The 23,639-nt window shown below is 73.1% G+C and carries 13 protein-coding genes; 9 read left to right on the top strand and 4 right to left on the bottom strand.

Translation table 11 applies throughout. The features are described 5' to 3' along the window. Positions 1 to 9: 9 nt before the first annotated feature. From ACSDR0_RS39145 to ACSDR0_RS39135, 3 genes are all read left to right on the top strand, one after another. Positions 10 to 12,249, top strand: coding sequence for an amino acid adenylation domain-containing protein (locus ACSDR0_RS39145; RefSeq protein WP_435294008.1), 12,240 nt, complete (start codon positions 10 to 12; stop codon positions 12,247 to 12,249). A 92-nt stretch (positions 12,250 to 12,341) separates the two neighbouring features. Continuing rightward, on the top strand, positions 12,342 to 13,373 hold the full coding sequence (locus ACSDR0_RS39140) for an iron-siderophore ABC transporter substrate-binding protein (RefSeq protein WP_435294007.1): 1,032 nt from the start codon (positions 12,342 to 12,344) through the stop codon (positions 13,371 to 13,373). Between the two features lie 86 nt (positions 13,374 to 13,459). Beyond that, positions 13,460 to 14,734 (top strand): lysine N(6)-hydroxylase/L-ornithine N(5)-oxygenase family protein, encoded by a 1,275-nt coding sequence (locus ACSDR0_RS39135; RefSeq protein ID WP_435294006.1) that lies wholly within the window; start codon positions 13,460 to 13,462, stop codon positions 14,732 to 14,734. Positions 14,735 to 14,837: 103 nt separating this feature from the next. On the opposite strand, the gene trpA is transcribed toward ACSDR0_RS39135, so the two are convergent. The 3 genes from trpA to trpM all read right to left on the bottom strand — a co-directional run bounded on the left by trpA (position 14,838) and on the right by trpM (position 17,259). Continuing rightward, positions 14,838 to 15,653 (bottom strand): tryptophan synthase subunit alpha, encoded by an 816-nt coding sequence (gene trpA, locus ACSDR0_RS39130; RefSeq protein WP_435294005.1) that lies wholly within the window; start codon positions 15,651 to 15,653, stop codon positions 14,838 to 14,840. Next, the gene (trpB, locus tag ACSDR0_RS39125; protein ID WP_435294004.1) at positions 15,650 to 16,891 is read right to left on the bottom strand and encodes a tryptophan synthase subunit beta; all 1,242 of its coding nucleotides are present in this window, start codon (positions 16,889 to 16,891) and stop codon (positions 15,650 to 15,652) included. Before trpB ends, trpA begins: the two co-directional genes overlap by 4 nt. Positions 16,892 to 17,094: 203 nt before the next feature. Beyond that, the gene (gene trpM, locus ACSDR0_RS39120) at positions 17,095 to 17,259 is read right to left on the bottom strand and encodes a tryptophan biosynthesis modulator TrpM (RefSeq protein ID WP_386324324.1); all 165 of its coding nucleotides are present in this window, start codon (positions 17,257 to 17,259) and stop codon (positions 17,095 to 17,097) included. Positions 17,260 to 17,566: 307 nt separating this feature from the next. Between trpM and ACSDR0_RS39115 the strand changes: the two genes are divergently transcribed. The 6 genes from ACSDR0_RS39115 (at position 17,567) to ACSDR0_RS39090 (ending at position 22,724) form a co-directional block, all read left to right on the top strand. Further along, positions 17,567 to 18,724 (top strand): alkaline phosphatase PhoX, encoded by a 1,158-nt coding sequence (locus tag ACSDR0_RS39115; protein WP_435294003.1) that lies wholly within the window; start codon positions 17,567 to 17,569, stop codon positions 18,722 to 18,724. Positions 18,725 to 18,807: 83 nt separating this feature from the next. Then, positions 18,808 to 19,698: a sulfotransferase family protein gene (locus tag ACSDR0_RS39110; RefSeq protein ID WP_435294002.1), complete on the top strand. Its 891-nt coding sequence runs from the start codon at positions 18,808 to 18,810 to the stop codon at positions 19,696 to 19,698. 156 nt (positions 19,699 to 19,854) lie between these two features. Further along, a complete protein-coding gene (locus ACSDR0_RS39105) occupies positions 19,855 to 21,009 on the top strand; it encodes an anion permease (RefSeq protein WP_435294001.1) in 1,155 nt (384 codons plus the stop codon). Then, positions 21,006 to 21,209 (top strand): hypothetical protein, encoded by a 204-nt coding sequence (locus ACSDR0_RS39100; protein WP_435294000.1) that lies wholly within the window; start codon positions 21,006 to 21,008, stop codon positions 21,207 to 21,209. The genes ACSDR0_RS39105 and ACSDR0_RS39100 overlap by 4 nt, the downstream gene beginning before the upstream one ends. A gap of 53 nt (positions 21,210 to 21,262) precedes the next feature. Then, complete coding sequence (locus tag ACSDR0_RS39095) at positions 21,263 to 22,048, top strand: SDR family NAD(P)-dependent oxidoreductase (RefSeq protein ID WP_435293999.1); 786 nt, start codon at positions 21,263 to 21,265, stop codon at positions 22,046 to 22,048. Then, positions 22,038 to 22,724 (top strand): TetR/AcrR family transcriptional regulator, encoded by a 687-nt coding sequence (locus ACSDR0_RS39090; protein ID WP_435293998.1) that lies wholly within the window; start codon positions 22,038 to 22,040, stop codon positions 22,722 to 22,724. Before ACSDR0_RS39095 ends, ACSDR0_RS39090 begins: the two co-directional genes overlap by 11 nt. A 147-nt stretch (positions 22,725 to 22,871) precedes the next feature. On the opposite strand, the gene ACSDR0_RS39085 is transcribed toward ACSDR0_RS39090, so the two are convergent. Further along, the coding region (locus ACSDR0_RS39085; protein WP_435293997.1) for a fibronectin type III domain-containing protein at positions 22,872 to 23,639 on the bottom strand (768 nt) is incomplete at its 5' end.

The following is a 23,639-nucleotide window of genomic DNA, read 5'->3' as shown; positions in this document are numbered from 1 at the left end:
GAGTTGAGCGTGCGGGAACAGCAGCAGGACGTTGCACGGCGGCGCGAACTGATGCGGCGGATGATGGCCGAGGCGGGGCTCGGCCCCGGCAAGGACCGGATCACTCCACGCCGCTCCGGCGGACCCGCCCCGCTGTCCTACGCGCAGCAGAGCATGTGGCTGCACCACCGGACGTTCCCCTCCAGCCCCGCCTACAACGTGTGCCTGCTGGTGCGCATGTCGGGCGCGCTCGACCCCGAGGCGCTCCGCGAGGCGCTGCGCGCACTCCTGCGCAGGCACGCGGTGCTGCGCACCGTCTACGACGAGAACGACGAGGGGACGCCGGTGCAGTACGTCGTCGCCGACGACTCCCTCGACCTGCCGGTGCGCGACTGCGCGGAGGACGACGCCGAGGCGTACGCCGCGCGGATCGCGGCGCTCCCCTTCGACCTGCGCGCCGACCGGCCGATCCGGCTCGAACTGCTCCGGCTCGGCACCGACGGGTACGCCCTGGTCCTGGTCGTGCACCACATCGCCTGGGACGGCATGACCTGGGGGTCGCTGTCGCACGACCTGTCGGCCCTGTACCGCGCCGCCGTCTCCGGTGAGCCGCACGGCCTGCCCACGCTGACCGTCCACTATCCCGACTTCGCCGTCTGGGAGCAGAACCGCCCGCACTCGGCGGAGGAGATGGACTACTGGCGGCGGCGCCTCGACCCGCCGCCCGCGCCCCTCGACCTGCCCGCCGACCGCCCGCGCGGCGCGACCGCGTCCGAGCGGGGCGGGCGCAGGGCCCGCCGCTTCGACGACGCCGTCATCGCCGGGATGCGGGAGCTGGCCGCCAGGGAGAACCTCACCCCGTACATGGTGATGCTCGCCGCCCACGCGGTGCTCCTGCACCGCTACACCGGCGCGACCGACATCGCGATCGGCTCGGCCGTCATGAACCGCGAGCACACCGAGATCGAGCGGCTGGCCGGAAACTTCGGCAACACCCTCGTGCTGCGCACCGACCTGTCCGGCGCGCCGACCTTCCGCGAGGTCCTGCACCGGGTCCGCGACACCTGCACCGAGGGGTTCGCGAACCGGACACTGCCCTACGACAAAATCGTGCAGGAGCTGCGGCCCGCCCGCAGGCGCGGCGGCTCGCCGTTCTTCGACACCATGCTGCTGTTCCTCGCCCAGGAGATCGGCGACCTGGACCTGCCCGGCGTCACCACGAGCTGGACGCACATCCACAACGGCACCACCCACTTCGACCTGTCGCTGGAGGCCTTCGTCCGGCCCCAGGGCATGACCGTCGAGGCCACCTTCCGGCGCGAGCTGTTCGACGACGAGCGCGTCGACGCCCTCCTCGCCCATCTGGAGACGCTGCTCGGCGACGCGGTGCGCCGCCCGGACCTGCGGATCGCCGACCTGGAGCTGCTCGGCGCGGCCGAGTCGGCCCTGCTGGCGGAGTGGAACGACACCTCGCGCCCCGTACCGGACACGACGGTGACCTCCCTGTTCGAGGAGCAGGCCGCGCGCACCCCCGGCGCGGTCGCCGTCGACGGCGACGGCGGGGCCACGCTCACCTACGCCGAGCTGGACATGCGGGCCTCGGCCCTCGCCCGTCTGCTGCGCGAGCGCGGCGCGGGCCCCGGCCAGGTCGTCGCGCTGGCCCTGCCCCGCACCCCCGATCTGGTGGTCGCGCTGCTGGCCGTGCTGAAGTCGGGCGCCGCCTACCTGCCGCTGGACCTGGACCACCCGGCCGACCGGCTGGCCTACATGATCCGGGACGCGGCCCCGCTCTGCGTGATCGCGACCCCGCGGACCGCCGCTCTCGTCCCGGCGGGGACCGAGACGCTCACGCTGGGCGACACGCTCCCCGAGCCGGACGCCGAGCGGGAGCCGTCGCGTCCGGTCCGGGGCGGCGACCTGGCGTACGTCATCTACACCTCCGGCTCGACCGGCCGCCCCAAGGGCGTGGCCGTCCCGCACGCCGCGCTCACCGCCTTCCTCCTCACCATGAGGGAGCGCCTGGCCCTGGGCGCCGGCGACCGGCTGGTCGCGGTCACCACGATCGCGTTCGACATCGCCGCGCTGGAGCTGTACGTGCCGCTGATCAGCGGCGCGACCGTCGTGCTGGCCGGGCGCGAGACCGTGCGCGACCCGGCTGCGCTGGGCGCGCTGCTCGCCGGGGCGACCATCGTCCAGGGCACCCCGTCGCTGCTGGGCTCGCTGGACCCGGCCGCGCTCCGCGGGCTGCGGGTGCTCGTCGGCGGCGAGGCCCTTCCTGCCGCGCTCGCCGAGACCCTCCACGCGGTGGCGGCGTCGGCCGTCAACGTGTACGGGCCGACCGAGGCGACGATCTGGGCGACCTCCGCCGAGCTGCCGTCGTCCGGGATCGGCGTGCCGTTCCCCAACACCCGCGCGTACGTCCTGGACGCCGCGCTGCGCCCCGCCCCGGTCGGCGTCCCCGGCGAGCTCTACCTCGCGGGGACGCAGCTGGCCCGCGGTTACACGGGCAGGCCGGGCCTGACCGCGGAACGCTTCGTCGCCGACCCCTTCGGCCCGCCGGGCGAGCGCATGTACCGCACCGGCGACCTGGCCCGGTGGGGCCGCGACGGAACGCTGGAATACCTGGGGCGCACCGACGACCAGGTGAAGATTCGCGGGTTCCGCATCGAGCCCGCCGAGGTGCAGGCCGTGCTCGCCGCCCACCCGGGCGTCGCCCAGGTCGCCGTCGTGGTCCGCGAGGACAGGCCGGACGAGAAGCGGCTCGTCGCCTACGTCGTGCCGAACGGCGATCTCGACGAGGCGGACCTGAGGGCGGCGGCGGCCGAGGCGCTGCCCGAGTACATGCTTCCCGCGGCGACGGTCCGGCTCGAGGCGCTGCCGCGTACCGTCAACGGCAAGCTCGACCGGGCCGCGCTGCCCGCGCCCGAGGTCCAGGTGTCGAGCCGGGGACCGCGCGACGACCGCGAGGCGGCGCTGTGCGCGGTCTTCGCCGAGACGCTCGGCCTGGACGCGGTGGGCATCGACGACGACTTCTTCGCCCTGGGCGGCCACTCCCTGCTGGCCACCCGCCTCGCCGGGCGGGTGCGCGCCGCGCTCGACGCCGAGCTCACCATCGCCGACGTCTTCGAGGCGCCCACGGTCGCCACGCTGGCGCCCAGGCTGGTTCGGGGCACCCGGCCGAGGGTCCGCGACGTGACCCGGCCCGAGATCGTCCCCGCCTCGCCCGCCCAGCGCGGCTTCTGGTTCGAGGAACGCCTGCGCGGCCCCTCGGCCGCCGACGCGCTGCCGCTCGGCCTGCGCCTGTACGGGCCGCTCGACGTCGACGCGCTGCGCTCCGCGTTCGGCGACGTCGTCGCCCGGCACGAGGCGCTGCGCACCCTGCTGGACGAGGGCCCCGACGGGCTGCCGGTCCAGCGTCTCCTCGACACCGGGGAGGTCGCCTTCGACGTGGTGGACGCGCGAGGCTGGTCCGAGGAGCGGTTGCGCGCGGCCGAGACGAGGGCCGCCTCGCACGTCTTCGACCTCGGGACCGACCTGCCCATCCGGGCGACCCTGCTGCGGGTCTCCGCCGAGGAGTCCGTGCTGGTCGTGCTCCAGCACCACGCCGCCGCCGACGAGTGGTCGTTCACCCCGCTGCTCGCCGACCTGTCGCGCGCCTACACCGCCCGCGGCGCGGGCACCGCGCCGGACTGGGCGCCGCTGCCCGTGCAGTACGCCGACTACGCCGTCTGGCAGAGCGAGTCCCCGGCCCCCGAGGACCAGCTCGCCTTCTGGGAGCGGACGCTGCGGGGGCTGCCCGAGGAGAGCGCGCCGCCGCCCGACCGGCCCCGTCCCGCCGAGGCGAGCCACCGGGGCGGGCTGGCGCCGTTCCGGCTGCCGCTGGCCGGGGCGCGACGGCTGGCCCTGGAGACCGGCACCAGCGTCTTCATGGTCCTGCACGCCGCCGTGGCCGCGCTCCTGCACCGGGCCGGCGCGGGCGACGACGTGGCGCTCGGCTCGCCCATCGCGGGCCGCGCCGACGAGGACCTCGCGGACCTGGTCGGCGTGTTCGTCAACCTCGTCGTGCTGCGCACCGACCTGACCGGCGACCCCACCTTCACCGAACTCCTGGAGCGGGTCCGCCACACCGACCTGGCCGCGTTCTCCAACGCGGACGTACCGTTCGAGCAGGTCGTGGAGCGGCTCGCCCCCGAGCGCTCGCTCGCCCGCAGCCCGCTGTTCCAGGTGATGATCGTCCACCAGCGGCTGGAGGACGTGCGGCTGCGGCTGCCCGGCGTGCGCGCCGAACCGTTCCTGCCCGAGACCGGCGGCGTCAAGTTCGACCTCGACATCTACTTCGCCGAGGGCGAGGAGCTGATCGAGGGTTTCGTCGCCTACGCCACGGACCTCTTCGACGCCGGGACCGTCACCGGCCTGCTCGCCGAACTCGGCGAGCTGCTCGGCCAGGCGACCGAGGACCCGGCGCGGCGCCTGTCGTCGCTCGGCACCCCGCTCCGGGGGATCGCGCGGCCCGACACCGCTCGCGAGTTCGCCCCGCTCACCGTCGCCCAGCGGATCGAGGCACAGGTGGCGCGCACGCCGCACGCCACGGCCGTCGTCTCCGGCGGCGTCTCCGGCGGGCTCACGCTCAGCTACGCCGAGCTGGACGAGCGCGCCGAGGCCCTCGCGGACCGGCTCGCCGCGGCGGGGGCGGGCCCCGAGGAGATCGTCGCGATCGCGCTGCCGCGCTCGGCCGAGTTCGTCGTGGCCCTGCTCGCCGTCCTCAAGACCGGCGCGGCCTACCTGCCGATCGACACGACCTACCCGCGCTCCAGGATCGACCTGATGCTCGACACCGCCAGGCCCCTGCTGGTCCTCGGCGCCGACGAGCCGCTCCCCGACGCCCCGCCCCGCGCCGGGGCCGAGATCCGCCCCGACCACCCCGCGTACGTGATCTTCACCTCGGGGTCCACCGGAACCCCCAAGGCCGTCGTCGGCACCCAGCGGGCGCTGGCCAACCGGCTCGCCTGGGGCGCGGACCTCGCCCCCACCGGCGTGCGGGTCGCCAAGAGCTCACCGGCCTTCATCGACGGCAGCACCGAGCTGCTCGGCGGCCTCGTCGCCGGTGACACCGTCGTCGTCGCGGACGACGACACCGCCACCGACGCGCTCGCCCTGGCCGAGCTGATCCGCCGCCACGGCGTGAACCTGGTGACGGTCGTGCCGAGCCTGCTGGCCGCGCTCATGGAGACCGGGGAACTCGGCTCGGTCACCACCTGGGTGAGCAGTGGCGAGGCTCTGCCCGCCGCCCTGGCCGAGCGGGTCCCCGCCCGGCTGGTCAACCTGTACGGCTGCTCGGAGGCGGCCGGGGACAGCCTGATCGCCGAGGGCGGCGGCGGGCTGGTCCCGATCGCCAACACCGTGGCGTACGTCCTGGACGCCGGGCTCCGCGAGGTCCCGGTCGGCGAGCTCTACCTCGCCGGTGACGGCCTGGCGCGCGGGTATCTCGGCGACCCGGCCCGCACCGCCGAGCGGTTCGTGGCCGATCCCTTCGGCCCGCCGGGATCGCGGCTGTACCGCACCGGCGACCGGGTGCGCCGCCGCCGCGACGGCGGCCTGGACTTCCTGGGCCGGGCCGACGACCAGGTCAAGATCCGCGGCTTCCGCATCGAGCCGGGGGAGGTCGAGGCGGTGCTCGCCGCGCAGCCCGGCGTGCGCCAGGCGGCCGTGGCGGCACGCTCGGGACCGCGCCTCGTCGGCTACGTCGTGGGCGAGGACGGTCTCGACCTCGACGCGCTGCGGGTCCGGCTCGGCGAGATCCTGCCCGACTACCTCGTCCCCTCCGTGCTCGTCGGCCTCGACCGGCTGCCGCGCACTCCCAACGGCAAGCTCGACCGCCGCGCGCTGCCCGAGCCCGCCGTCCGCGAGGGCAGGGCGCCGCGAACCGCCGCCGAGCACGCCATCGCCCGCCTCGTCGCCGAGATCCTCGGGCGGGACGGCCTCAACGCCGACGACGACTTCTTCCGCACCGGCGGCGACAGCATCAGCGCGGCCCTGCTCGTGGGCCGCGCCCGCCGCGCGGGCTTCCCCTTCGCCGTCCGCGACGTCTTCCGGCTGCGTACGGTCGAGGCCCTGGCCAGGGTCGCGGCCCTTTCCGGCGGCGCGCCCGTGGAAGGTGACGCGTCCGCGGAAGGTGACGCGTCCGCGGAAGGTGGCGCGTCCGCGGGAGGCGCGGCGGCCCCGGCCCCGGCTCCGGCCACGGTCCCGGTCACGGCGGAGGCGGCGATCCTGTCCGGCGAGGTCGTGACGGGCGGGCCTGTGGAGGCGCGGGCCGAGCTGCCGCTGTCGCCGCTGCAGGAAGGACTGCTGTTCCACCTGATGCTGGCCGGCGAGGACCGCGACATCTACGTCCAGCAGGCCGTGGTGACCCTGGCCGGGCCCGTCGACCCCGGCCGGCTGGCCGGGGCCGCGCGCGAGGTGCTGCTGAAGTTCCCCAACCTGCGGGCCGGGTTCCGCACCGACGGCGGCCGTACCGTGCAGTTCGTCCCCGAACACTTCGAGGTCGACTGGACCTACGCCGAGACCGGCGACCCGGAGGCGCTGGAGGCGTTCGTCGAGGCCCAGCGCGCCCGGCCGTTCGTCCCCGACGAGCCGCCGCTGATCCGCTTCGCGCTGGCCAGGGTGGGCGAGGACGACTTCCGGCTGGTGCTCACCTCCGAGCTGATCCTGCTGGACGGCTGGTCGGGAGGCCTGCTGGTCACCTCGCTGCTGGAGTTCTACACCGACGCGAGCACCGAGCGTGCCCGGCCCGTGGTCCCCTTCCACGCCTATCTCGACTGGGTGAACGGGCAGGACCGGCAGGCCACGATCAAGACGTGGGGCCGCAGCCTCGAAGGGCTCGACGAGCCGACCCTGCTCAAGCCGGAGCTGGCCGACCGTCCCGCCGACCTCGCCACCGCGGGGGAGATCCACCGCGCGCTGCCCGAGGACCTCGCCGCCCGGCTCGGCGCCCTCGCCCGCGAGTCCGGCCTTACCCTCGGCACCCTGTACGAGAGCGCGTGGGGGCTGCTCCTGGCGGGTCTCACCGGCCGTGACGACGTGGTCTTCGGCGTCTCGGTGTCCGGCCGCCACCCCGACGTCGACGGTGTCGAGTCCGTCGTCGGCCTGCTGTTCAACACCGTCCCCGTCCGGGTGCGCGCCTCGGCGGCCGACCCGCTGCGCACCGTCCTGGAGCGGGTGCAGACGTTCCAGTCGGAGCTGTTCGACCACTCCTACGTCGCGCTCGCCGACGTGCAGCGGGTGACGGGCCTCGGGACCCTGTTCGACACCCTCTTCGTGTTCCAGAACTTCCCCGGCATGCCCACCGGGCGCGGCTTCGGCCCCGGCGGCGACGTGCGGGTGACCGGCCGCCAGGTCCGCGACGCGACCCACTACCCGGTCACGATGGTCGTGGAGCCCGGCGCGGGCCTGCGCGTCATGTACCGGGGCGACGCCTTCACCGAGGCCGAGGCCGAACGTCTCACCGACCGGTACGTGCGCGTCCTGGAGACCCTCGCCACCACGCCCGACACCCCCTGCCACCGGCTCGACCTGCTCCTGCCCGACGAGCACGACCGGCTGCGCCGCGACTGGGCCGAGGCCGAACGGTTCGTCCCCGGCCTCACCATCGCCGAGCTGCTCGCCGAGCAGGCCGCGCGCACCCCGGACGAGCTCGCCCTGGTCTCCCAGCCCGACGTGCGGCTCACCTACGCCGAGCTGGACGCGGCGGCCAACCGCCTGGCCCGGCTGCTGAAGGCGCACGGCGCGGGACCGGAACGGGTGGTCGCCCTCGCCCTGCCCCGCTCCGCCGAGATGGTCGTCGCGCTGTTCGCGGTGCTCAAGACGGGCGCCGCCTACCTTCCCCTGGAGCTGGACTACCCGGCCGACCGGCTCGACTTCATGCTGGCCGACGCCGCCCCCGTCTGCCTGCTCTCGCACCGCGACATCGCCGCCGGGCTGGCGAACCCGGGCGCCTCGATCCTGCTCGACGACCCCGCCGTGCGCGAGACGCTGGCGGGCCTGTCCGGCGCCGTCCTGACGGCCGAGGAGCTGCCCGGCTTCGGCAGGGACGTGCCCGGACGGCTGGAGCACCCCGCGTACGTGATCTACACCTCCGGGTCGACCGGACGTCCCAAGGGCGTGGTCACCCCCTACCGGGGTCTGACCAACATGCAGTTCAACCACCGGGCCAACATCTTCGACCCGGTCGTGGCGTCCGCCGGGCGGCGGCTGCGGATCGCGCACACCGTGTCCTTCTCCTTCGACATGTCGTGGGAGGAGCTGCTCTGGCTCATCGAGGGCCACGAGGTGCACGTCTGCGACGAGGAGCTGCGGCGCGACGCCGAGGCGCTGACCGAGTACCTGCGGCGCCACCGGATCGACGTCATCAACGTGACGCCGACCTACGCGCAGCAGCTGCTGGAGGAGGGGCTGCTCGACGGCGAGCACCGCCCGCCGCTCGTGCTGCTGGGCGGCGAGGCCGTCCCGGCGGCGGTGTGGGACCGGCTCGCGGGGGCCGAGGGGGTGCTCGGCTACAACCTCTACGGCCCGACCGAGTACACCATCAACACGCTGGGCGGCGGCACCGAGGACAGCGCCACGCCCACGGTCGGCAAGCCGATCTGGAACACCCGGGGCTACGTGCTCGACGGCTGGCTGCGGCCGGTCCCGCCCGGCGCGCCGGGGGAGCTCTACATCGCCGGAGCCGGTCTGGCCCGGGGCTACCTCGACCGGCCGGGCCTGACCGCCGAACGGTTCGTCGCCGACCCGTTCGGCGGCGGCCGGATGTACCGGACCGGCGACCTCGTACGGGTGCGCCAGGACGGCAACATCGACTTCCTCGGCCGTACCGACGAGCAGGTGAAGATCCGCGGCTACCGGGTCGAGCTGGAGGAGGTCGAGACCGCGCTGGCCGCGGAACCGGGCGTCGGGCAGGCGGCCGTCATCGCCGTCGGCACCGAGGTGCCCGGCGTGAAGCGCCTCATCGGCTACGTGGTGCCCGACGGCGCCGCGCGGCCCGACGCCGAGCGCGAGCACCTGGCGGAGTGGCGGCAGATCTACGACGCCGAGTACACCGAGATCGGCACGGCCGTCCACACCGAGGACTTCGCGGGCTGGGACAGCAGCTACGACGGGTCGCCCATCCCGCTGGAGCACATGCGCGAGTGGCGCGACACCACCGTGGCCCGCATCGAGGACCTCGGGCCCCGGCGGGTGCTGGAGATCGGTGTCGGCACCGGCCTGCTGCTGTCACGGCTGGCCCCCGGCCGCGAGGAGTACTGGGGCACCGACTTCGCGGCCCCCGTCATCGCCAAGCTCGAAGCCGACCTCGGCCCCGGCTCGCCGGTGCGCCTGAGCTGCCAGGCCGCGCACGACACCACCGGCCTGCCCGCCGGCCACTTCGACACGATCGTCGTCAACTCCGTGGTCCAGTACTTCCCGAGCGCCGGATACCTCGCCGACGTGATCACCGCCGCGATGGACCTGCTCGCCCCCGGCGGCGCGCTGTTCGTCGGCGACGTGCGCGACCTGCGGTCGGTGCGCTGCCTGCACGCGGCGATCCAGCTCGGCCGGGGCGGGGGCGAGGCCGACGACGGCGCCGGTACGGCGGCGATCGACCGGGCCGTGCGGATGGAGAAGGAGCTCCTCCTCGACCCCGCCTTCTTCGCCGCCCTCGGCCTGGCCGCGCGGGTGGAGGTCCGTACCAAGCGGGGCGTCCACCACAACGAGCTCAGCAGGCACCGCTACGACGTGACCCTCTGGAAGTCACCCGCCACGGAACTCACGACGGAGCCCGCCACGGAACTCACGACGGGACTCGCGACGGGACTCGCGACGGGGCCCGCCGCGCGGCCCGCCGAGACCCCGGTCGTGGACTGGGCCGGACCCGACGACCTGGCGGCCCGCCTGTCCGGCCGCTCCGGGCCGCTTCGGGTGCGCGCCATCCCCGACCCCAGGCTGTCGGCCGAGCTCGCCGCGCTGCGCGCGCTGGAGGGCGGCGCCTCCCACCGGGAGGCGCGCGAGCTGCTGCAGGCGCCCCCGGCGGGAATCGAGCCCGAGCTGCTGTACGCGCTCGACCCCGGCGTGGTGACCACCCCCTCGGACGAGATCGGCCACTACGACGCCGTCTTCGGCGGCGGGGCCGCCTTCCTCCCCGCGGACCCGGACCGCAGGCCCGTGTCGTACGCGAACAACCCGGCGGCGGCCCGCGACCACGGGGCGCTCGCCGCGCGGGTACGCGAGGGGCTCAAGAAGCGGCTGCCCGGCTACATGGTGCCGAGCGCGGTCGTCACGCTGGACGCGCTGCCGCTGACCGTCAACGGCAAGCTGGACCGGCGGGCGCTGCCCGCCCCCGACCGGCAGGGCCCGCGCGGGTCGGGACGTGCCGCCAGGACCGCCGTGGAACACCTGCTGTGCACCCTGTTCGGCGAGGTGCTCGACGTCTCGGGCGTCGGCATCGACGACAACTTCTTCGACCTGGGCGGGCACTCGCTGCTGGCGACCCGGCTGGTCGGCAGGGTCCGCGCGGTGCTGCGCACCGAGCTCGCGATCCGCGACCTGTTCGAGGCGCCGAACGTCGCCGAGCTGGCCACCCGGCTGCACGACAGGGCCGGTGTCACACTCAGGCCCCCGCTGGCGCCCAGGGAACGGCCCGAGCGCGTCCCGCTGTCGTACGCGCAGCGCAGGCTCTGGCTGCTCGACCAGATCCTGCGCGAGGACGACGGACCCCGCGAGGCGTACCACCTGCCGCTGGCCGTGCACCTGCGCGGCGAGCTGGACGTGGACGCGCTGCGGGCCGCGATCTGCGACGTGACGGCCAGGCACGAGAGCCTGCGTACCGTCTTCGCCGAGCACGAGGGCGTGCCCTACCAGCGGATCCTGCCGCCGGAGCAGGCGCGCCCGGTCCTGGAGATCACCACCTGTTCGCCCGAGGAGGTGATCGCGCGGCCGTTCGACCTCGCCACCCAGATCCCGCTGCGGGTCGCGCTCATTCCGGAGGGAGAGGACGAGCACCTGCTGCTCGCCGTGTTCCACCACATCGCGTTCGACGAGTGGTCCTTCGGGCCGTTCGCCGGGGACGTGGCGCGCGCCTACGCCGCGCGGCTGGACGGGACGGCGCCCGACGGCACGCCGGGGTGGAAGCCGCCCGCCGTGCAGTACGCCGACTACACGCTCTGGCAGCGCGAGCTGCTGGGCGACCCCGTCGACCCGGGCAGCCTGCACGCCCGCCAGCTCGCCTACTGGGCCAAGGCGCTGTCGGGCATGCCGGAGGAGATCCCGCTGCCGGTGGACCGGCCCAGGCCCGCCACCGTCGGCCAGCGCGGCGGGACCACGACCAGGGAACTGCCCGCTCCGCTGGTCGGGCGGCTCCGCGGGCTGGCGCGCGGCGCCCAGGCCAGCATGTTCATGGTCTGCCAGAGCGCGGTCGCCGCGCTGCTGCACGGCACGGGCGCGGGGGAGGACATCCCGCTGGGCAGTCCCGTCGCGGGCCGTACCGACGAGGCGGCCGGCGACCTGGTCGGCTTCTTCGTCAACACGCTCGTGCTGCGCGCCGACACCTCGGGGGACCCCTCCTTCGCCGAGCTGCTCGCCCGCGTCCGCGACACCGACCTGGCCGGTCTGGCCAATCAGGACCTGCCGTTCGAGGCGCTCGTCGAGGCGCTGCGGCCGTCCCGCGTTCCCGGCCGCAACCCGCTGTTCCAGGTGATGGTCGGCTACGAGAACCAGGCCATGGGCGACGTCCGCTTCCCCGGGCTGCGGCAGCGGGAGGCGCTCTTCAGCCCGCCCGCGGCGAAGTTCGACCTCGACTTCATCTTCCGGGAGAGGGGGGAGGAGCTCCACCTCATCGTCGACTACTCGGCCGACCTGTTCGACCCGGCCACGATCGACACGATGATCGGGGCGCTCGTCGGCGTACTGGAGGCCGTCGCTGCCGATCCCGAGGCGCGCCTGAACGACCTGCCCGTGACCCTCACGGCCCGGACCGTGACCGGGACCGGCACCGGACGCGGTGACGGCGGCGTGACCCGGCGCGACGACGACCGCGAGGCGATGCTGTGCCGGGCGTTCGCCGAGGTCCTGGAGGTGGACGCGGTCGGCCCGCACGACAACTTCTTCGATCTGGGCGGGCATTCGCTGCTCGTCATGCAGCTGGTACGCCGCATCCGGCGGGAGCCGGGCTGCTCCGGAGTGAAGGTCGCGACGCTCATGACAGCCCAAACCGTTGCGGAACTGATGAACCGCCTGGAATGAGGCGCTTCACACAACCGTCAAAGATTGTTAGGTTAGGTGAGCCTAACCTAAAACTGAAAGCCCTCCCGGGCTTTGGAAGGACACCCATACTCATGCGCGACACGATGCGCCGCCTGGCCGCGACCGGAACGCTGCTGCTGGGCCTCGGCCTGGTGGGCGCGTGCGCCGGTGAGGGCGGCGGAGCCGAACAGCCCGCCGCGAGCGCCCCCGCCACCCAGGCCGCCCCCGGATTCCCGGTCACCATCACGCACAAGCTCGGCACCACCACGATCGAATCCGCGCCCCAGCGCATCGTCGCCCTCGGCGAGATCGACCAGGACACCCTGCTCGCCCTGGGCGTGCAGCCGGTCGCCATGGCGGAACTGACCGGAATCCAGGCCGACGGGCTCACCCCCTGGACGGCCCCCAAGATCTCCGGGACCAAGCCGACGCTGCTCAAGGCCGGGGAGGCCGGCTTCTCGCTGGAGCAGATCGCCGCGCTCAAGCCCGATCTGATCCTCGCGGGCGGCGACTACTACATCGACAAGGAGTACGCCAACCTCTCCCAGCTCGCGCCGACCACCGCCTACGAGACCGGCCCCGCGGAGGACTCGTGGCAGGTGGTGGCCCGCCAGGTCGCCAAGGCGGTCGGCAAGGCGGACGAGGGGGAGAAGCTCGTCGCCGACGTCGAGGCGAAGGTCGCCTCGGTCAAGACCACCTATCCCGAGCTGACCGGTAAGACGTTCGCGCTGACCAGCGTCTTCCCCTCGGGCAACATCGGCGTGATGAAGTCCGACGCCGACATCAGCGTCAAGCTCTTCGGCCAGTTCGGGCTCGCGCTGCCCGAGGAGATCAAGGCGCTTCCCGGCGAGGGCTTCGCGGCCGAGCTGAGCATGGAGAAGGTCAAGGTCCTCGACGTCGACCTGCTGCTCAGCCACTACAACGACGACGCCGCCACGCAGAAGAAGATCGAGGCCAACAAGCTGTTCGCCGGTCTCGACGTGGTCAAGCGCGGCTCCTACGTGCCGCTGGACCTCAAGGCGTTCTGGCCGCTGCGCACGCCCACGCCGCTGGCGGTCCCCTACGTGGTCGACCAGGTCGTGCCCCAGGTCGCCAAGGCGGCCAAGGCCGCCGGCGCGGCCTGAACCACCCCGCCCAACCCTGTTCCATGCTGCCCCCCGCCGCCACCCGGCCGCGGGGGGACCATCCATTCAGTACGTGAGAGGCGAACATGTCGAGCCCGGTCTATGACGTCGTGGGCATCGGTTTCGGCCCCTCCAACCTCGCGCTCGCGGTGGCCCTGGAGGAAGAGTACGGCTCCAGCGTGAACGCGGTCTTCTTCGAGAGGCAACCGAGGTTCGGCTGGCACCGCAACATGCTCATCGAGGGCGCCACGATGCAGGTTCACTTCCTCAAGGACCTGGTCACCCTGCGCAATCCCACCAGCCCGTACTCCTTCCTGTCCTACCTCCAGGAGAAGGGGAGGCTGGTCGACTTCATCAACCACAAGACCATGTTCCCCACCCGGCTGGAGTTCCACGACTACCTGGAATGGGTCGCCGCCTCCTTTACCGACCTGGTGCGCTACGACTCCGAGGTCGTCGCGGTGCGCCCGTACGACGACGACACCCTCGAGGTCGTCGTGCAGCACGGCGACGAGCTGCACACCTGCCTGACCCGCAACCTCGTGATCGCGGTCGGCCTCGACCCCGTGCTCCCCGACGGCGTGCGGCAGGGCGAGCGGATCTGGCACACCGAGGAGTTGCTGGGCCGGCTCGAAACCCTCGGCGGGCGCGAGCCCAGGCGGTTCGTCGTGGTCGGCGCCGGGCAGAGCGCGGCCGAGGCCGTCGAGCACCTGCACCGCACCTACTCGTCCGCGGAGGTCTGCGCCGTCTTCACCCGGTACGGCTACTCGCCGGCCGACGACAGCCCCTTCGCCAACCGCATCTTCGACCCGGAGGCCGTCGACCACTTCTTCACCGCCCCCGAGGAGGTGAAGCGCATGCTGTTCGCCTACTCCCGCAACACCAACTACTCGGTGGTGGACCTCGACCTCATCGACGAGCTCTACCGGCGCTCCTACGCCGAGAAGGTCGCCGGTGTCCAGCGGCTGCGCATGCTGAACGCCTCCCGGCTGCTCGACGTGCACGACGACGGCGACACCGCCCGCGTCCGGATGTGCTTCCTGCCCACGGGCGAGGTGAGCACGATCGAGGCCGACGCGGTCATCTGCGCGACCGGCTACCGCGAGCGCAACCCCCTCGACCTGCTCGGCGAGGCGCGCAGACACTGCCGTACGGGGGAGGCGGGCGAGCTGCTGGTGGAGCGCGACTATCGGGTCGCCACCGATCCCGGGCAGACCTGGGGCGTCTACCTCCAGGGGGCCACCGAGGACAGCCACGGGATCGCCTCGTCGCTGCTGTCCATGACCGCCGTCCGCACCGGCGAGATCGTGCGCTCCATCGCCCGGCGCTCGGTGTCGGTCCCCCAGGTCGCGGAGATGTGACCGGCGCGCCCGGCAGGCTCTCCCGCCGGGCGCGCCGTTCGGGCGCGGAACGTCTCCGCGCCTCCCGCCCGGCCCGCGAGGCGGTCGTCGACAGCGCCCGGCGCTACCTTTCCCCGCGGACGCCCCGGGCCAGTGCGGTGGTGAGGGCGCGCAGGGACGCCAGGCCGGTGGTCTCGTCGGGGGCGTCGAGGAGGGTTTTGACGAAAGCGGTGCCGACGACCACGCCGTCGGCGAAGCCCGCCACCTCGGCGGCCTGGCCGGGGGTGGACACGCCGATGCCGACGCAGACCGGCAGATCGGTCGTCGCCCTGGTCCGCCGCACGAGATCGGCGGCCGAAGCGCCGACGGTCTCACGGACACCGGTGACGCCCATGGTCGAGGCGGCGTAGACGAAACCGGAACCGGCGGCGGTGATCCGTCTCAGCCGTTCGTCCCTGGTGCTGGGCGCGACGACAAAGACGGTCGCCAGGCCCTGCTCGTCGGCGTGGTCGCGCCACGTCGCGGATTCCTGGACGGGCAGGTCGGACAGGATGCAGCCCGCCCCGCCCGCGTCGGCGAGTTCGGTGGTGAAGCGCTCGACGCCGTAGCGGGCGATCGGGTTCCAGTACGACATGACCAGGACGGGCTTGCCCGTGGCGGCGTGGGCCTCGCGGACGGTGCGGATGACGTCGGCGATCCTGAGGCCGCCGCGCAGGGCGACGTCGTCGGCGGTCTGGATGACGGGGCCGTCCAGGACCGGGTCGCTGTGCGGCAGCCCGATCTCGATGATGTCGGCGCCGGAGTCCAGGACCGTCTTGATCGCCGCGATGCCGCCGTCAACGGTCGGGAAACCGGCCGGGAGGTAGGCGAGGAGCGCGGCCCGGCCCTCGCTCCTGATGCCGGCGAAGGTGTCGTTCAACAGCTGGAGGTTGCCGCTCACTTGGACTCCCCGTCGGTGTCGTACAGCCCGAAGTAGCGGGCGGCGGTGTCCATGTCCTTGTCGCCGCGGCCGGACAGGTTGACCAGGATCAGGCCGTCCCGGCCGAGTTCCCCGCCGACTTCGAGGGCTCCGGCGAGGGCATGGGCGCTCTCGATCGCCGGGATGATCCCCTCGGTGCGCGACAGGAGCCGGAACGCCCGCATCGCCTGGTCGTCGGTGACCGGGACGTATTCGGCGCGCCCCAGATCGTTGAGGTGGGCGTGCTCGGGGCCGATGCCCGGGTAGTCCAGGCCGGCGGAGATCGAGTGCGGCTCGGTGATCTGGCCCTCCTCGTCCTGGAGCACGTAGGAGCGCGAGCCGTGCAGGATGCCGGGCTCGCCCGCCGACAGCGTCGCCGCGTGCTTGCCGGATTCGACGCCGTGCCCGGCGGCCTCGCAGCCGACCAGGCGCACACCGGCGTCGGGCAGGAAGGCGTGGAACAGGCCGAGGGCGTTGGATCCGCCGCCGACGCACGCGATCGCCGCGTCGGGCAGGCGTCCGGTGCGGTCCAGGAGCTGGCCGCGGGCCTCGACGCCGATGACGCGCTGGAAGTCGCGGACCATGGCCGGGAACGGATGCGGACCCGCCGCGGTGCCGAACAGGTAGTGCGTGGACTCGACGTTGGCGACCCAGTCCCGGAACGCCTCGTTGATGGCGTCCTTCAGGGTGCGGGATCCGGACGTCACCGGGACGACCTTCGTGCCGAGCATCCGCATCCGGGCGACGTTCAGTGCCTGGCGCTCCATGTCGACCTCGCCCATGTAGACGACGCATTCGAGGCCGAACAGGGCGCAGGCGGTGGCCGTCGCCACGCCGTGCGACCCGGCGCCCGTTTCGGCGATCACCCGCGGCTTGCCCATCCGCCGGGCGAGCAGGGCCTGCCCGAGGACGTTCGTGATCTTGTGGGAGCCGGTGTGGTTCAGATCCTCGCGTTTGAGGAACATCCGGACGCCGCCGGCGTGCTCGGCGAACCGCGGCACCTCGGTCAGGGCGCTCGGCCGCCCGGTGTAGTCGACGAGCAGTGCCCCGAACTCGGCGGTGAACCGCGGATCGGCCTTGGCCTTCTCGTACTCGTCGGCGACCTCGTCCACCGCGGCGACGAGCGCCTCCGGGATGAACTTGCCGCCGAACGCGCCGAAGTAGCCCTCGGCGTCCGGGGCGCGGCCCGCGGGGGCCGGGATGAAGAACGTGCTGGACATGCGACAGCTCCTCCGCCGGGACGCGTGCCCCGGCCGTCAGGTCAACGGTGATCACCGATCGCGTCTCCACGCAGAGGGGCAGGGCTCCCGCCCTCTCGCCACCCCGGCGGCGCCCGCGAGCCCGGACGCGCTGGAAGCGTCGAAGACCTGGCAGGGGGCGGCGAATCAGGGACGAAGGCAGTGGGCGGGCGGAGGAGAACTCCTCAGACGCCCTGCGTCATGCGCGGCGCGCGAAGCCATCGCATGCCGTTGACCTGACCGGGATCGGAGCCGATCGCGTACCGGACCCGCCGGCCGTGCACCCGCCGCGCGGGCGCCCGGCAACCGCGAGGGCGGCAACCAGGAGCGAGACGGGCGGCGACGGACATGTCGGCAGCCTACCGGAGCCGGCGGTTGCCCTTGATCCGGTCCCGGTGGCGGGTGGGGGCGAGACGGGCGCGGTGGGGATGTTAGGCCGCGTCGCCACGCCGGCCGGGAGCGTGTCATTTCCGTCCGCCCCGTCGGAAACGTCGCCTGACGCAGGACATTAGGGACGTCTATCTCTATCTCATCGCAATCAGCACATACGGGCCATACGCCGTTAACCGTATTAACTGGCGGGTGTTCACCGGCGCTCCTACCGTTGAGGTCGCTCAGGAAAGTGGTTCTGCTGATCCTCGTCTTGGAGGTTCGTCGATGGAACGCCGCACATTCCTTCGTGCCTCGGTGCTCGGTACGAGCACCCTGGCCCTCACCGGAAGCCTCTGGCAGGATGCCGCCCTCGCGGCCCCGGCCCAGAACGCCCCAGGCCCCTACGGCCCCCTGCTGGCCGCCGACGCCAACGGCATCCAGCTCCCGGCGGGGTTCACCAGCCGGGTGGTCGCCCGATCGGGCCAGGCGGTTCCGGGCACCTCCTACACCTGGCACAGCGCCCCCGACGGCGGTGCCTGCTTCGCCGACGGCAGCGGCTGGATCTACGTGTCCAACTCGGAGATCAACCCCGGCGGCGGCGCCTCGGCGATCCGCTTCGACTCCGCGGGCAACGTGGTCTCCGCCTCCTCGATCCTGTCGGGCACCCGGCAGAACTGCGCGGGCGGCGCGACGCCGTGGAACACCTGGCTGTCGTGCGAGGAGGTCGACCGCGGCTTCGTCTACGAGACCCGCCCCTTCGGGGGCGCGGCGACACAGCGCCCGGCCATGGGCCGCTTCAAGCACGAGGCGGCGGCGGCCGACCCGGTCCGCCAGGTCATCTATCTCACCGAGGACGAGACCAACGGGCGGTTCTACCGGTTCGTCCCCACCACCTGGGGCGACCTGTCCTCCGGCACGCTGCAGGTGCTGCGCGCGGGCTCCGCCACCTCGGGGACCTTCACCTGGGCGAACGTCCCCGATCCCGACGGCTCCCCGACCGCGACCCGCAGCCAGGTCGCCGGGGCGAAGTCCTTCAACGGCGGCGAGGGGTGCTACTACGCCAACGACACGGTGTGGTTCACCACCAAGGGCGACAACCGGGTCTGGCAGGTCAACATCGCCGCCGGCACCTACGAGCTCGCCTACGACGACAGCCTCGTCAGCCCCGGCAGCGCCCCGCTGACCGGCGTGGACAACGTCACCGGCTCGACCTTCGGCGACCTCTACGTCGCCGAGGACGGCGGCAACATGGAGATCTGCCTGATCACCGCCAACGACACCGTCTCCACGTTCCTGCGCGTCGGCGGCCAGGGATCCTCGGAGATCACCGGCCCGGCCTTCACCCCGGCAGGCAACCGCCTGTACTTCTCCTCCCAGCGCGGCACGTCCGGTTCCTCCTCCGGGGGCATCACCTACTGCGTGACCGGCCCGTTCCGTACCTGATCCGCGGCCGGAGGGGTGCCGGTCCGCGCGGCGGCGGCCGCGCGGACCGGCACCCCAACACACAGGTCGCGTTCACTCTCCCGATGCCTGGGCTCCCTACGGTGCTGGTCATGGCGTGGAAGACCCGAGTCAATACGGCTCTCGAAGGGATGACGGGCTACAACATCACCCGGGTGCGGCGTAAGGTCGCGCCCCCGCCGCCCGCACCCCCTCCCGCGGACGTTCCCCGGCCACCGGCCGATCCGGAGGTCGACCGGCTGCTGCGCGAACCGGTGTTCGTGCTGTCGCCGGTGAGGTCCGGCTCCACCCTTCTGCGCGTCATGCTGAACAGCCACTCCCAGATCCACGCGCCGCACGAGCTGCACGTGCGGCGCCTGGCGGTCACGATGACCACCGACCCGCTGCGGCAGGCGATGGAGGCGCTCGGCCTCTCCACCAGCGACATCGAGCACATCCTGTGGGACCGCATGCTCCACCGCGAGCTGGCCGGGAGCGGCAAGCGGATCATCGTCGACAAGACGCCCAGCAACGTCTTCGCCCACCGGCGCCTCGCGACCTGCTGGCCGGACGCGCGCTACGTCTTCCTGATGCGCCACCCCGCCTCGATCGCCCTGTCGTGGCACGAGGCCGCCCCGATGGAGCGTCCCTGGGCGGAGGCGATCCGGCACACCCTGCAGTACATGCGCTACCTCACCGAGGCCAGGCGGCTGCTCGACGGGCTCACCCTGACGTACGAGGCACTCGTCGCCCATCCGGAGGAGGAGATGCGCCGGGTCTGCGCCTATCTCGGGGTCGGCTACGAGCCAGGCATGGTCACGTACGGCGACCACGGGCACGGGGAGTTCGTGAAGGGCATCGGAGACTGGCGCGACAAGATCAGAAGCGGCAGGGTCCAGCCGGGCAGGCCGCTGCCCGCCTCGGAGGAGGTCCCGGAGGAACTGCGCGAGATCTGCGCCGAGTGGGGGTATCTCTGATGGATCGTTCCACGATCTCCCAGGGCGGCCGAGGGCTTTCCGGGAGGTCGCGATTTCCGCCGCCCGGGGTGGCCCACGGTCGGCGGGAGGATGAATTCTTCGTATGGAATTCCCTGATCTGCATAGACGCCCCCTGCAGGTGTCATATCTGCGGGCATGGATGCGAACTCCGTGTTGCTCGCCATCGTGATAGTCACCGCGCTGTCCTTCGACTTCACCAACGGCTTCCACGACACCGCCAACGCGATGGCGACCTCGATCGCCACCGGCGCGCTGCGCCCTAAGGTCGCGGTCGCGCTGTCGGCGGTGCTCAACTTCGCCGGGGCGTTCCTGTCGCTGAAGGTCGCGGCCACCATCGCGACCGGCATCGTCGAGTCCGGTGCCATCACCTTGACGGTCGTCTTCGCCGGACTGATCGGCGGCCTGGCCTGGAACCTGCTGACCTGGTACTTCGGTATCCCCTCCAGTTCCTCGCACGCGCTGATCGGCGGCGTGGTCGGGGCCACGCTGATCGCGGCGGGCTCCTCGGCCGTCAAGGGCACGGAGATCGTGTCCAAGGTGCTGGTCCCGGCCGTGCTGGCGCCGCTGACGGCGATCCTGGTGGCCACCATCGGCACCTACCTGGTCTACGTCATCACCAGGAACGTCCCCGAAGGCACCAGGGGCCGCGGGTTCAGGTACGGCCAGATCGGCTCGGCCTCGCTGGTCTCCCTGGCCCACGGCACCAACGACGCGCAGAAGACGATGGGCATCATCACCCTCGCGATGATCACCGCCGGTGCCGTCGGCAAGGACGAGGGAACCCCCACGTGGGTGATCGTGGCCAGTGCGACCGCGATCGCGCTGGGCACCTACCTGGGCGGCTGGCGGGTGATCCGTACCCTCGGCAAGGGGCTGACCGAGATCGAGGCCCCGCAGGGTTTCGCGGCCGAGAGCTCCTCGGCGGCCGTCATCTTCGCCTCCTCCCACTTCGGCTTCCCGCTGTCGACCACGCACGTGTGCGCGGGCTCGGTGATCGGCTCCGGCCTCGGCAAGCACCTGTCGGAGGTCCGCTGGAGCCTCGCGGCCAGGATGGGAGCCGCGTGGCTGATCACCCTCCCGGCCGCCGCCGTGGTCGGCGCGCTGGCCTGGGCGGGGGCCGACGTGATCGGCGGCGCGCTGGGCGTCGCCGTCGTCTTCGGCGTCGCCCTGGTGCTGTCGGGGGCGCTGTACCTGGCCTCGCGGCGCCGGCCCGTCAACGCCGGGAACGTCAACGACGAATGGACCGGGCGGCTCGTCCCGGCCGCGAAGGTGAGGGAGCACGCCGCATGAACGAGTACATCGATCTGGACGCGCTGTGGAAGGTCCTGCTCGCCTCCCTGCTGGCGGGTGCCGGCCTGGTCGCGGTCTTCTCCCTGGCCCTGGTCGGCCTGGTCGGCGGGCGGGCGGCCGGCCGCGCGGGAGCCGGGCTCTGCTTCCTGGTCGTGGCCGCCGGGATCGCCCTCGGCCTGCACGTCATGCTCGCCAAGTAACCGCCCGCCCGGGGATTCTAGAGAGTCTCTCTAGAATCGGCTACGCTTCCGGCATGAGAGCCACTGTCGTCATCACCGGAGGCAACCGCGGGATCGGCCTGGCCACGGCCGAGGAGTTCGCCCGCCGCGGCGACCGGGTGGTGCTCGTGGCCAGGAATCCCGCCGCGGCGGGCGAGGCCGCCCGGCTGGGCGCGGACCTGGTCACCGGGGATCTGTCGACCCTGAAGGGGATCCGGGCCGCGGCCGAGGCGCTGGCCGGCACCTGCCCGCGGCTCGACGTGCTGGTCCACAACGCCGGGATCTGGCCGTCGGCGCGGCGGCTCACCGAGGACGGGTTCGAGGAGTCCTTCGCCGTCAACCACCTGGCGCCCTTCCTGCTCAACCACCTGCTGGAGGACCGCCTGGACAGGGTCGTCCAGGTCACCGCGGGCCTGTACGTCAAGGGCAGGGCCGACCCCGCGCGCACCCCGGCGGGCGCGGACTTCTCTCCCGTGCGCACCTACGCCGACACCAAGCTCTGCAACCTGGCGCTGATGCCGCTGTGGGCCGAACGCTGGAGGCGGCGGGGCGTCACGATCGACGCCGTGCACCCCGGGGTGATCAGGACCGGCCTCGGCGACCGGGGCGGCCCGGTGGGACTGCTGCTGAAGGCCGCGAAGCTGTTCTGGAAGGCGCCGGCCGACGGCGCGGCCCCCGTCGTACGGCTGGCGCTCGACCGCACCGGCACCGGGCGTTACCTCGACGTCGACCGCGAGATGCCCCTCGCCCCCGTGGCCGCGGACCCGGCGCGGGCGGGGAGGCTGTGGGCGCAGGCCGCGGAGCTGACCGGTGTCGCCTAGGCACCGGCGCGGCGAGGAGACCAGGGAGCGGCTGCTGGCCGCGGCGCTCGACCTCTACGAGCGGGAGGGCGCCGACGGGTTCACGATGACGGCGGTGACCGGTGCGAGCGGTGTCAGCGTCGGCAGCCTGTACCACCATTTCGGCAGCTTCGACGGGCTGGCGGCGGCACTCTACGCCCGCTGCCTGTCCGGCCTGCTCGACGCCGTCATCGCCGCGCTCGACGCGGTGCCGGGGGAGGGCGCGGGGGCCGGCGAGGGCGGCGATGACGGCAAGGACGACAAGGACGGCAAGGACGGCAAGGACGCTGAGGCGCGGGCCGCCGCCGGGATCCGGGCCGTGGTCACCGGATACCTGGGGTTCACCCGCGAGCACAGGACCGCCGCGCACTTCGTCCACGCCTCCGCCTACGCCGCCTTCCTCCCCGCGCACGCCGCCCTGGTCGCGAAGGAGAAGGAGCCCAGGCTGGCCGGGATCCTGGGCTGGCTGCGGCCGTACGCCGAGGCGGGGCTGGTCGTGGAGCTGCCGGACGCGCTGACGGAGACGCTGGTCGTCGGCCCCGTGGCGGAGACGGCCCGCCGGTGGCTGGCCGGTGCTCCGGGCATCGACCTGGACGAGGCGTGCCACCTGCTCCCCGAGCGGATCTGGCACTCCTTGCGGACCGGCGTCTCGCGGTGAAGCGGTGAAGCGGTGGAGCCGTGAAGCGGTGACGGCGTAACGCTGTAACCGCGTGACGCCGTCTCGTCGTCCGGCCGTGTGCCGTCTCGCCGTGACGGGACGGCGGCGCCGGGCGGGCACGGCGGCCCGCCCGACGCGGACGAGGTCTCAGCCGGCCACGAGGTCGAACTGCTCCCACGGGCCGATCGCGTCGCGGTTGGCGATGAGCGGCTGCGCCCCGGCGCCCTCGGCGCACACGTACTTGCCGTTGACCTGCGCCCGGAGGCTGACCGACCCGTTGGGGTTGGTGACCAGCTGGAAGGTCTCCCACGCCCCGGCCGAGGGGCGGTTGGCGATGAGCGGCTGCGCCCCGGCGCCCTCGGCGCACACGAACTGGTTGTTGACCCTCGCCCGCAGCCCCACGTTGCCGTTGCCCAGGTCGACGCGCTCGAACTGCTGCGCGGCCCCGGCGGACGTCCCGTTCGCGACCAGCGGCGAGCCGCCGGCGGCGCTGACGTAGCGGTCGTTGGCCCTGGAGCGCAGGACGATCACCGGGGTCGACGACGCCGACGTGGTCACGTTCACGGCGTTCGACGCGCCGGAGGTGTTGCCGGCCGCGTCGCGCGCGACGACGGTGAAGCTGTACGCCGTGGCCGGGGTCAGGCCGGTCACGGTGTACGGCGTGTTCGGGGCGGTGGCCACGACCGTGCCGCCGCGGAGCACCTGGTAGCCGGCCACTCCCACGTTGTCGGTGGAGGCCGACCACGAGAGCGTCACGGTGGTGGCCGTCTTCGCCGTCACGGCGAGGTTGCCCGGCACGGTCGGCGCCTGCCCGTCACCCCCGCCGGAGGCCACGGGCCGGGTGGGGCGGGTGGCGGTGAGGGCGATCTGGCCCTTGAGCATCCTGCCGCCGTCGCCGGTCAGGCGCAGGTAGTA

It is taken from the genome of Streptosporangium sp. G11 (assembly GCF_051192615.1).
Lineage (GTDB): Bacteria > Actinomycetota > Actinomycetes > Streptosporangiales > Streptosporangiaceae > Streptosporangium.
Note: the sequence above shows the minus strand (reverse complement) of the source record. Positions and strands in the feature narration are given on the sequence as shown.

Coding starts and splice junctions, on each gene's coding strand:
- ACSDR0_RS39140 (WP_435294007.1), top strand. CDS start 12,342: ATGCGCGACACGATGCGCCGCCTGGCCGCGACCGGAACGCTGCTGCTG.
- ACSDR0_RS39135 (WP_435294006.1), top strand. CDS start 13,460: ATGTCGAGCCCGGTCTATGACGTCGTGGGCATCGGTTTCGGCCCCTCC.
- trpB (WP_435294004.1), bottom strand. CDS start 16,891: ATGTCCAGCACGTTCTTCATCCCGGCCCCCGCGGGCCGCGCCCCGGAC.
- trpM (WP_386324324.1), bottom strand. CDS start 17,259: ATGTCCGTCGCCGCCCGTCTCGCTCCTGGTTGCCGCCCTCGCGGTTGC.
- ACSDR0_RS39115 (WP_435294003.1), top strand. CDS start 17,567: ATGGAACGCCGCACATTCCTTCGTGCCTCGGTGCTCGGTACGAGCACC.
- ACSDR0_RS39110 (WP_435294002.1), top strand. CDS start 18,808: ATGCCTGGGCTCCCTACGGTGCTGGTCATGGCGTGGAAGACCCGAGTC.
- ACSDR0_RS39105 (WP_435294001.1), top strand. CDS start 19,855: ATGGATGCGAACTCCGTGTTGCTCGCCATCGTGATAGTCACCGCGCTG.
- ACSDR0_RS39100 (WP_435294000.1), top strand. CDS start 21,006: ATGAACGAGTACATCGATCTGGACGCGCTGTGGAAGGTCCTGCTCGCC.
- ACSDR0_RS39095 (WP_435293999.1), top strand. CDS start 21,263: ATGAGAGCCACTGTCGTCATCACCGGAGGCAACCGCGGGATCGGCCTG.